This window comes from Streptomyces albicerus (assembly GCF_008905045.1).
Taxonomy (GTDB): domain Bacteria; phylum Actinomycetota; class Actinomycetes; order Streptomycetales; family Streptomycetaceae; genus Streptomyces; species Streptomyces albicerus.
Window position 1 is genome coordinate 1 of the sequence record NZ_VWMY01000158.1, and the last position, 8,352, is coordinate 8,352.

At 69.0% G+C, this 8,352-nt stretch carries 10 protein-coding genes; 6 read left to right on the top strand and 4 right to left on the bottom strand.

Annotated elements, in window-relative coordinates:
* Nucleotides 1-82: 82 nt before the first annotated feature.
* Entirely contained in the window at nt 83-208 is a 126-nt protein-coding gene (locus GAS53_RS57920) for a hypothetical protein (protein ID WP_263974267.1), read from the bottom strand.
* A gap of 143 nt (nt 209-351) precedes the next feature.
* Between GAS53_RS57920 and GAS53_RS53995 the strand changes: the two genes are divergently transcribed.
* The 3 genes from GAS53_RS53995 (at nt 352) to GAS53_RS54005 (ending at nt 1,630) form a co-directional block, all read left to right on the top strand.
* Nucleotides 352-783 (top strand): DUF3806 domain-containing protein, encoded by a 432-nt coding sequence (locus GAS53_RS53995; protein ID WP_151485168.1) that lies wholly within the window; start codon nt 352-354, stop codon nt 781-783.
* Between the two features lie 192 nt (nt 784-975).
* Nucleotides 976-1,203 carry a hypothetical protein gene (locus GAS53_RS54000; protein ID WP_151485169.1) on the top strand — a complete coding sequence of 76 codons (228 nt, stop codon included), beginning with the start codon at nt 976-978 and terminating at the stop codon, nt 1,201-1,203.
* A gap of 61 nt (nt 1,204-1,264) precedes the next feature.
* Nucleotides 1,265-1,630, top strand: a complete 366-nt coding sequence (locus GAS53_RS54005; RefSeq protein ID WP_151485170.1) for a response regulator — start codon at nt 1,265-1,267, stop codon at nt 1,628-1,630.
* Nucleotides 1,631-1,712: 82 nt separating this feature from the next.
* Here the strand turns inward: GAS53_RS54005 and GAS53_RS54010 are convergent, their stop codons facing one another.
* Nucleotides 1,713-2,372 carry a response regulator transcription factor gene (locus GAS53_RS54010; protein ID WP_151485171.1) on the bottom strand — a complete coding sequence of 220 codons (660 nt, stop codon included), beginning with the start codon at nt 2,370-2,372 and terminating at the stop codon, nt 1,713-1,715.
* 952 nt (nt 2,373-3,324) lie between these two features.
* Between GAS53_RS54010 and GAS53_RS54015 the strand changes: the two genes are divergently transcribed.
* The 3 genes from GAS53_RS54015 to GAS53_RS54025 all read left to right on the top strand — a co-directional run bounded on the left by GAS53_RS54015 (nt 3,325) and on the right by GAS53_RS54025 (nt 4,783).
* Nucleotides 3,325-3,939: a hypothetical protein gene (locus GAS53_RS54015; protein WP_151485172.1), complete on the top strand. Its 615-nt coding sequence runs from the start codon at nt 3,325-3,327 to the stop codon at nt 3,937-3,939.
* A gap of 74 nt (nt 3,940-4,013) precedes the next feature.
* On the top strand, nt 4,014-4,418 hold the full coding sequence (locus GAS53_RS54020; protein WP_151485173.1) for an SsgA family sporulation/cell division regulator: 405 nt from the start codon (nt 4,014-4,016) through the stop codon (nt 4,416-4,418).
* A gap of 62 nt (nt 4,419-4,480) precedes the next feature.
* Nucleotides 4,481-4,783 carry a WhiB family transcriptional regulator gene (locus GAS53_RS54025; protein WP_151485174.1) on the top strand — a complete coding sequence of 101 codons (303 nt, stop codon included), beginning with the start codon at nt 4,481-4,483 and terminating at the stop codon, nt 4,781-4,783.
* Nucleotides 4,784-5,225: 442 nt separating this feature from the next.
* Here the strand turns inward: GAS53_RS54025 and GAS53_RS54030 are convergent, their stop codons facing one another.
* Both GAS53_RS54030 and GAS53_RS55880 read right to left on the bottom strand, forming a co-directional pair.
* Nucleotides 5,226-6,623: a CHASE3 domain-containing protein gene (locus tag GAS53_RS54030; RefSeq protein WP_151485175.1), complete on the bottom strand. Its 1,398-nt coding sequence runs from the start codon at nt 6,621-6,623 to the stop codon at nt 5,226-5,228.
* Nucleotides 6,624-7,075: 452 nt separating this feature from the next.
* Nucleotides 7,076-7,939 (bottom strand): hypothetical protein, encoded by an 864-nt coding sequence (locus GAS53_RS55880; protein WP_192583716.1) that lies wholly within the window; start codon nt 7,937-7,939, stop codon nt 7,076-7,078.
* Nucleotides 7,940-8,352: the final 413 nt, after the last annotated feature.

Sequence of the window (8,352 nt, forward strand, 5' to 3'; positions counted from 1 at the left end):
AGCCGTTCATCTGGACCAAGACAGCCGAAGAGATCCTCGACTCCCTCGCCCGCTTCTACCGACGGATCTCTGGCGCAGGACACTAGGGTTCCTCCTCGCGTGCGGCGCGCTCCGTCGTCGCGTTGACCAGCAGACAGCCGTGCTCAGGGTCCGACACGTCGGCCGCGGCCGACGTGAGCGGCACGTTGCACAGCGTCGTGCAGGGCACGGCTCCCACCTGGCGGGGCACCGGTCCCGAGGTGTTGCCGGGGGCAGCCCCTTGGTGACCAAATGCTTATGCGCAGGTGCATGCTCGGCGGATGTTCTCCGACTAGCCTCGACGGCATCGACAGCAACGGTGCGAGGACGAACATGCAGCTGCACTTGAACTACCACCTGGAGCCCGACAGTGCGCCTCTCCACGCAGCTGCCATCGTCGAGGTCGCGGCCGACATCAGTGATGCCGAGCTGGACTACAGTCCCGGGAGCATCGGCCTGGTGGAGGACATAGTCGACGGCTTCAGGAGCGACGGTGCCACCGGTCAGCAGATGGCCGACTCTCTCGTCGCCTTCGGCTGTTACGTCGGCGAGATACTGACGCGTCACGCAGGCGCGGTCTGGCGCTACACGCCGGACTCTCAGCACACCGTCCCTCTGGTCGTGGAGCTCCCCGACGCCCGGGAGTGCCACCCGATCGACTGGGTCTTCCGCCGTCTCGAGCACGGAGCCGATGTCAGCATCTGCGGTCTTTACGCCGAGGCCAGCCTCGAAAGCGGGCCCGCTGCAGGGAGTACGCACGGCTGAGCCCGTCGGCGAGCCCCGACCGACCTCGCGTGACCCGCAGAGGAGAAGTCGGTTGTCGAAATATCCGTTACGAGATCGCTGACCAGATCGTGGCTGGAGTTCAGCACGAACCGCTGTGCGGGACCGCCGCTGTAGTCCGCCAGTTCGAGGTCCGTCCCGTCGAAGGCCGAAGAGCTCGCGAGCTGAACGCACATGCCCAGCAGATGCAACCGCGTCGGCGTCGCGATGGGTGGCTTTGAGGTGTGGGAGCTCCACGCCGTGACCGACGTCATGTGCACCAGCAGGGTGATCTCGCTGCGCGAGGAGTTGCCGCCGCGCACCGGTGCACTCATCGAGCGAGCCGCCGACCAGCGGCCCCGGGAGCCCGGTCGGCCGAGGCAGGGCCCGCGGGTGCGTGCGGGATGCCCCCTGCATGAGTGATACACAAACCGTAGGGCTCCCCCTATGGTCCGGCCGCGAGAGGGTTCGGCATGCTGAGATCATGTGCATCAACATCGTCGTCGTAGACGACGACCCTGGGTTCCGCCGGATCGCCACGACGCTGCTGACGGCACGGGGCCTGCGTGTCGTGGCGGAGTCCGGGGACGGCGCCTCGGCACTGGCCGCGGTGCGGGTACACCGCCCTGACGGGCTGCTGCTCGACCTGCACCTGCCCGATCTGGACGGACTGACCGTGGCGCGTCGGCTGACCGAGGAGGACAACCCGCCCCGGATCGTGCTGACCTCCACCGACAAGTCGTTCTGGTCGCAGGAGGAGCTGGAGAGAGCGGGGATCAAGTCCTTCGTCGCCAAGGACAAGCTGTTCGACGCCGACCTGCGGGGCCTGTTCGCGCCCTCCGGCTCGTGACGGAAGCCTTCCAAAGGAAGCTCTCCTACGGAATGCCCTGACCGAAACCTTGGCCAGTGGCCTTCTTGCGCCTGCCCGCGTCCTACTGCCCGAGGTAGCGCAGCACCGCAAGTACCCGCCGGTGCTGTCCGGTTGCCGACTGGCTGAGCCCCAGCTTCATGAAGATCCCGGTCACGTGCCGCTCCACGGCGGCGACGCTCACGAAGAGCTGCTCGGAGATCCCCGTGTTGGAGTGGCCCTCCGCCATCAGTGCCAGGACCTTCCGCTCCTTCGGCGTCAACGCGGCCAGCGGGTCCTCCGGACGCTTGCGCCCCAGCAGCGCCGCGATCACGTCCGGGTCGAGGGCCGAGTCGCGGGCCAGTACCCGCTCGACGGCGTCGATGAGGATCTGGGGGCTGGCCACCTTCTCCTTGAGGAGGTAGCCCACCCCGCTCGGGTCGTCCCCGACCAGGTCGAGCGCGTAGGAGGCGTCCAGGAACTGGGAGAGGACGATGACGGCGGTCTCCGGCCGCGCCGCGCGGATCTTCTGAGCGGCACGCAGGCCGTCAGCCTCCAGTTCCGGCGGCATCCGGATGTCGGTGATCACCACGTCGGGGTGGTGCTCCTCGGCGGCGCGGACGAGGTCCACCGCGTTGTCGACGGCCTCGACCACGTCGATGCCGGCCTTGCGCAGGATGGCGGCGATGCCTTCGCGCATGAACGGCTGGTCTTCTCCGAGCACCGCCCGTAGTGGTTGGCTCATGGCGGCATCCTAGCTTGACGCGTGTCTCGCATACATGACAAATGCCATCTGAGGCGGCCCGTGGAAAGCGCACACGTGTGGCTTCGACGATCAGGCGGGGCGCCGATCGAGTCGACGAAACGGGACAGGGCATCGCAGGCGGCGGCCGCGGCGAGGCGCTCACCGGCGTACTCCAGGGCACGGGCCCGCAGCAGGGGGGGGCGTCCCCGTGGCGCTTCGCCGAGTCCATGAGCAGCTCCGCTTCCCTCCGGGCGGGGGCAGCGTGGCGGCGACGGCGTCACGCACCAATGGGTGCGCGAAGGCGAGGCGTTCCTGCAAGGTGGCAGTCCGTTCGGCCGGCCGGCATGCGGGACTTCTCGGCATCGGCGGAATCCTCGAGCCTCAGCACTCCGCCCTCGTGACGGTGGACGAGGCGCAGCACCCCCGAAGGAGCCGCTTCGGCTGTGCGTCGTACCCGCGCCGGGGCGATGTGTCCTCGGTCGCCACACGTGATGTGTGCCGTCCGTGACACAGGATGTGTCCTCGCCGCGTCCGGTGGCTGTCAAGGACACCTGAGCCGTGGTGGGGGCGCACCTCACGGGCAGTGTGGGGAAAACCCGAGGTCTGCGCGCTTCCTGGCCCGGATCCCGTCGGCCGCGACCGGCGGGCACCAGGACGCCGCCGCAGGTCATACGGCCTGTGCCCGCCGCGGGGTGGGGTGGGCCCTACAACGGCGTGGGGGAACCCCGAGCAAGGGCGAGGGAGCGCACGACAGACCAGGACGCGGCGCGCTTCGAGACTTGGCGCTTGGATCGGGGGGTTGCTGGTGCAGGAAACGCGATGTGTCGGACAGCCGCCACCGCTGGACACCTCTTGAGCCGAACCCCCACGCAGGAACCGAAGAGTTTCACCGACAGGACGAGAACGCGCCGCGGTGGCTCGAACACTTGTGGCTGACGAACGGGGACCGGACATGGCACAACTGGAAACACCCAGGGACGAGGTCCATCGCCCGGTGCGCCGCCCCGGCGTCCGGGCGGCCGCTCGCCAGGGTGGTGCCCTCACCCGAGCGACGGTGCTGGCCGGCTCGCTGGTCTCGGCCGCCGTGGGTGGCCTGCTGATCGTCGTGCCCGTGCGCACGCCGGCCGTGGCCGGGGCGCTCCTCGGGGTGCACATGGCGGTCCAGGGAGTGCTCCAACTGCTGGCCGTGCACGAGTCCAAGGCGTCGGCGGCGGTCCGGTGGCTGCTGGCCGCCGGCGGCTTCGCGGCGCTGCCGCTGGGCGCGGCCCTCTTCCGTGGCTGGGCCGACACGGTGTTCCTGCTCGCTCTGTGGACCGGCTGCGGCTGGCTGCTGCGGGGACTCACCATGGCCGTGTCCGGCACCTCGCCATCGGTGAAGCAGGTCTTCGTCTACGACGACGTACTGAACGCGGTGATCGTGTCGGCCGGTCTGTTCATGACCGCCTTCCCCTTCTCGTCCCTGGAGCAGCTGGCCGACGTCGGCGGCTCCGTACTGCTGGCCACCGCGGCGTTCGAGGCGCTCGCCGCCGCACGGCGGAACCCGCGGACCCTTCGCGCTGTCGACTGAGCCGAGCCCGGTGCAGGAGCACGACAACCCATGTTTCCAGGCCGGTTGACCGGCCAGGTCCCTAGGAGGCGACCATGAAGAAGTGCCACCTCGCGCTGCAGATCACACACTGGGTGTTCTCCGAACTCGACGTGCCGCTGGACTGCGAGTTCTCGTACAACACCCATGACCCGCTCGCCATCACGCTGGTCTTCGACACCGACGGTGAGCGGCCGGTGCGCTGGATCTTCTCGCGGGAGCTGCTGGCCGAGGGCATGACCGCCCGTGCGGGCGAGGGTGACGTGGTGCTCTGGCCGATGCTCGACCAGGACGGTGAGCCGTCCGCCTTCTGCGTACAAGTGGGGAGCACCCGCACGGCAGTGTTCGAGATCCCTGCCGAGCCGGTCGCGAACTGGCTGGCCCGGACCTACGACATGGTCCCGCAAGGGGCCGAACTGGACGGCGTGGACTGGGACGAGCTGGTCCAGCTGGCGGAGTGACACCAGCGAGTTCGGCCGTCGTAGGCAGAGATTCGGCCGTTGTAGGCAGAGAAAGGAAGACCATGGGAAACACACTGCGCCCCCTATTGAGCGACTGGCAGTGGCAGCTACGTGCCGCCTGCCGCGGCATGAACAGCTCCACCTTCTTCTCGCCGCCGGGGGAGCGGGGCAGGGCGCGCCGCGACCGCGAGGAGCGGGCCCGCTCCATCTGCGGCCGATGCGAGGTGCTCGACATCTGCGGTGCCACGGCCCTGAAGCACGGGGAGACCTACGGCGTCTGGGGCGGGTTGTCCGACGACGAACGCCGGCGGCTCGGCGCGGGGACCGCCGGCAAGGCCGAGGCGCACGACGCGGCCTCGCAGTGACGGGCGGGTGCGGCGCCCGGCGCAGGCCTTGCCCTCCCGGACGCCGCCCGCCTTCCTGATCCGGCGTCACTGTCGTGCTGACGGCGGATCAGCCACGTGGCGCGGAGCCACCGTGGGTGCGGCCGGCAAGGAGACGCCCTGGACTGGGGACAGGCCGGCCAGGCGGTGTGTGGTGTACGACCGGCAGGGACAGGCCGACGGCCGCCAGGACGGTGCAGTCGGTGTTGGCGTCGAAGCCGTCTCAGGCCGTGTGCAGGCCCACGGAGATCGCGTAGACCAGGACCAGGACCAGGACCAGGACCAGGAGCAGGAGCAGGGCCAGGACGCCGACGGAGCGGCCACGCCAGCGACGTGCCGCGGCCCGCCACAGCGCGGCGCGAGGGCCGCCCCGAAGAAGATCAGGGCCCGGATCCCATCGGGGTTCAGCCGCTGCTGGATCAGTTCAGGCCGGCACCGGGATCTGGATCAGGAGGGTCGTGCCGTCGCCGGGCGGGGAATCGATGGTCAGCTTGCCGTCGAACGCCGCCACCCGGTCCGTCAGCCCGGTCATGCCACTGCCGGCGGTGCTCTTGCCCACGCCGCCGATCCCGTCGTCGGCGACCTTGATCCGCAGCACGTCCCCGAATTCGATGGAGACGTCGATCCGGGATGCCTGAGCGTGCTTGACCGCGTTCGTCACAGCCTCGGCCACGACGAAGTACGCGTTCGACTCGACCGTCGAGGAGATCCTCCGCTCGTCCTTGCTCTCGACAACGGTGACCACCGGGCACCGGGACGCCAGGTCCTTCACCGCCGCCACCAGTCCCTTCACCGTCAGCACGAGCGGGTAGATCCCCGACGCCAGTTCCCGCAGTTCGTTGATCGCCGTCTGCGCGTTGTCGATGGACTGGTCCAGCAGGTCGGTTGCCGCCGTCTCCGTGTCGGGGACCAGCTCACGCGCGAGCCGGAGCCCGATCATCAGGCTCACGAGGCGTTGCTGCGCCCCGTCGTGCAGGTCCCTGGCCGTACGCCGGTGCACGGCCTCGGTGCTTTCCATGATGCGTCTGCGGCTGTCCTGGAGTGAGGCCGCCATGGAGTTGAAGGAGGTGCCCAGTGCCCCGATCTCGGCCACCCTGCTCGGGGGAACCCGCACACCCAGGTCTCCGCCCGCGAGTTGCTCCGCCGCGGCCGCCGTCCCGCGCACCGGCCGTACCACCGCACGGTGCTGGAGCACCGTGAAGACGGTCACCAGCGCGGTCGAGGCCGCGAGTCCCACGGTTGCGGCGACCACCGCCTGGTGGCTGTTGGCTCCAGCAGCGTCGGTGCGCTCCGCGAGCTGTGCGCGTTCGTCCGTCATGTACTGGTCGAACTCGGCTCGGAGGGTGTCGACGCGCCGTTTGCCCTCAGCCGTCATCTCGAGACCGGACGCGGCGGGATCGCCTCGGCGGACCATCTGGACCAGCGGCACCGAGTAGTCCTTCAGGAAGGAATCGACGTCCCGCGTGATCTGCTCGGCGGTGCGTCGCTGTTCCTGGGATGTGGCGCTCTCGGTGAACCGCCGGGCCTTCGCGGGGTACGCCGCGCGCGCCGCCCGCCACGGCTGGAGGAATGGCTCCCGCTCCGTGATCACGAAGCCGCGCTGTCCTGTCTCCAGGTCGAGGAGCAGCTGTTTCATGCTGCCCGCCTCGACGAGTGCCGTCCGGGAGGCGCGTCTGGCCGAGACGGAATTGTTCGCGTCGGCGATCGCCCACAGCAGGACGGAGAAAGCGACACATATCAACGAGGCGAGCAGGCCGCCTGCCGCGACCGTGAGGCTCGTCAGCCCCAGTCGCCGACCCCTGTACTCCTGTCGTGCGCTCATGCTCCGCCTAGCTATGGAAAGGTTTGAGACATGTCGAGTGTGCAATGTATACGTAGGCGAGCAGAAGACGTGTTCATAAAATGAGGGCCCGCACACATTCGCGTCAAGGTGTTCCCCCCTGGCAATGTCAGTCAGCGGCACACCCGGTCCGACGATTCGTGGGAACGGCCCAGGTCGCGGTAGCAGTCCGCCGAAACATCCAGATGATGTTCCAGGACCCGTACACCTGCCTCAGCCCTCGTATGACGTTGGCGACATCATCGGGAGCCCGAGTACACAATCCACTGCCACAGACACCACGTCACATCCGCTCGGCGATGTGGTGAGGCGCGGAATGCTCTGTCCGGCTGGGGGACTGTTCCGCAGGCTTCGGGTAGCTTGCCGGGGCATGGCCCCGGGTCCAGCTCCACTGCTCGCCGACGAGGCCGCCCACCGATGCCAGGGCCGGCTCGTCACTGCTCATCAGCGGTGGCGTTGGAACTGCGTACGGCGCCGCCGCTGGACGGCGCGGACGACACCGAAGCCTTGGAACTGGAACTGGAACTGGAACTGGGGCTGGGACTGGAGCTGGGACTGGAGCTGGGACGAGAACTGGTGTCCGGCGCCGCACTCGCGTCCGGCGAGGCAGAGTCGCCCGTCTGCGACGCCGCGCCACTGGACGCACCCGGGGTGGGTGTCCGACTGTCCGCGGGGCCGGGGGTACCGGCCGTGCCACCGCCAACCGAGGTTCCCCTGCCCGGCTCGTTCTTGACCACGGCCGCTACCGGCTTGCCCATGATCAGCTCCACCGCGGTCACCGTGACCATCGCCAGGGCGAACACCAGGCCCGTGGCCAGGGCGTACTTCTTCCAGCCGATGGACCTCCGGAGGGAGCCACCCCGATAGGTGGTGACCGACTCAGCTTCGGAGGGCGCGGAGGCCGCCGTTGTTCCGCGGTGCTCATCATCCGGGCCACCGGGCCCACCAGGCGGCTTCGTGTCAACAGCCGTAGCGTCCTCGGGTAAACCGAACGCCGCCCGGGCGTCCGCCCGGTGTTCCGCCCGCTCCTGGCCCGGCGTCCTCGGCACTCCTACGGGCGGCACCCGGCTGCGGATCCCCTCGCCCGTCCGTCGGAAAGCATGCGAGAAGACCGCTGCGCCGGTGGTCGCGCTGGTACTGATCACGGCGGCGCCGATGATGGTCCCGGTCACCCCCAGCAGGGACGCCAGCACCGCGCCCACCACAGTCGCGAGTGCGCTCGCCGCTACCTGCACAAGAGTCAGGTCGAGGACCTTGCGCTTGGGCGCCCGTTCCTCTTCTTCTCTGCGATTCTCCACCAATATCCCTTGATAGTTCTGGAGCCCGGCAGTCATCGGCGCCGTGACCATCGGTGTGATGGCGGACGGCAAGGACCGAGCCGGGCAACAACTCGCCGGCCACTGCGTGATGGCCGGGCTTGTCCCGCTCATGGGGGCGTTGACGCGAGGGTTGATGGAGATCGGGCCGATACGCGCCGGCCCAGCACGAGTTCTGCAGGAGCGGTTGAGCGTGCGTCGGCCCCGCCTCCAGAACGCAGCCGCCGCAGTCCGGCCGGTGTGGTGTACGCACCGGTCACTGCGGCGGCAGTGGTTTCCGCGGGGAGGACAGTGTTAATGACTGGCAGGCGCCGACATGTGCAGCAGCCGTTCGGTGATCTCCCGGTATTGCCTGAGCGCGATCCGTAGTTCCTCGGTTTGTGCGTCGGTGTCCT

What these genes read in the sequence shown, in the direction of transcription:
- GAS53_RS53995 (WP_151485168.1), top strand. Translation starts at nt 352, where the DNA reads ATGCAGCTGCACTTGAACTACCACCTGGAGCCCGACAGTGCGCCTCTC.
- GAS53_RS54020 (WP_151485173.1), top strand. Translation starts at nt 4,014, where the DNA reads ATGAAGAAGTGCCACCTCGCGCTGCAGATCACACACTGGGTGTTCTCC.
- GAS53_RS54010 (WP_151485171.1), bottom strand. Translation starts at nt 2,372, where the DNA reads ATGAGCCAACCACTACGGGCGGTGCTCGGAGAAGACCAGCCGTTCATG.
- GAS53_RS54025 (WP_151485174.1), top strand. Translation starts at nt 4,481, where the DNA reads ATGGGAAACACACTGCGCCCCCTATTGAGCGACTGGCAGTGGCAGCTA.
- GAS53_RS54005 (WP_151485170.1), top strand. Translation starts at nt 1,265, where the DNA reads ATGTGCATCAACATCGTCGTCGTAGACGACGACCCTGGGTTCCGCCGG.
- GAS53_RS54030 (WP_151485175.1), bottom strand. Translation starts at nt 6,623, where the DNA reads ATGAGCGCACGACAGGAGTACAGGGGTCGGCGACTGGGGCTGACGAGC.
- GAS53_RS54015 (WP_151485172.1), top strand. Translation starts at nt 3,325, where the DNA reads ATGGCACAACTGGAAACACCCAGGGACGAGGTCCATCGCCCGGTGCGC.
- GAS53_RS54000 (WP_151485169.1), top strand. Translation starts at nt 976, where the DNA reads ATGCCCAGCAGATGCAACCGCGTCGGCGTCGCGATGGGTGGCTTTGAG.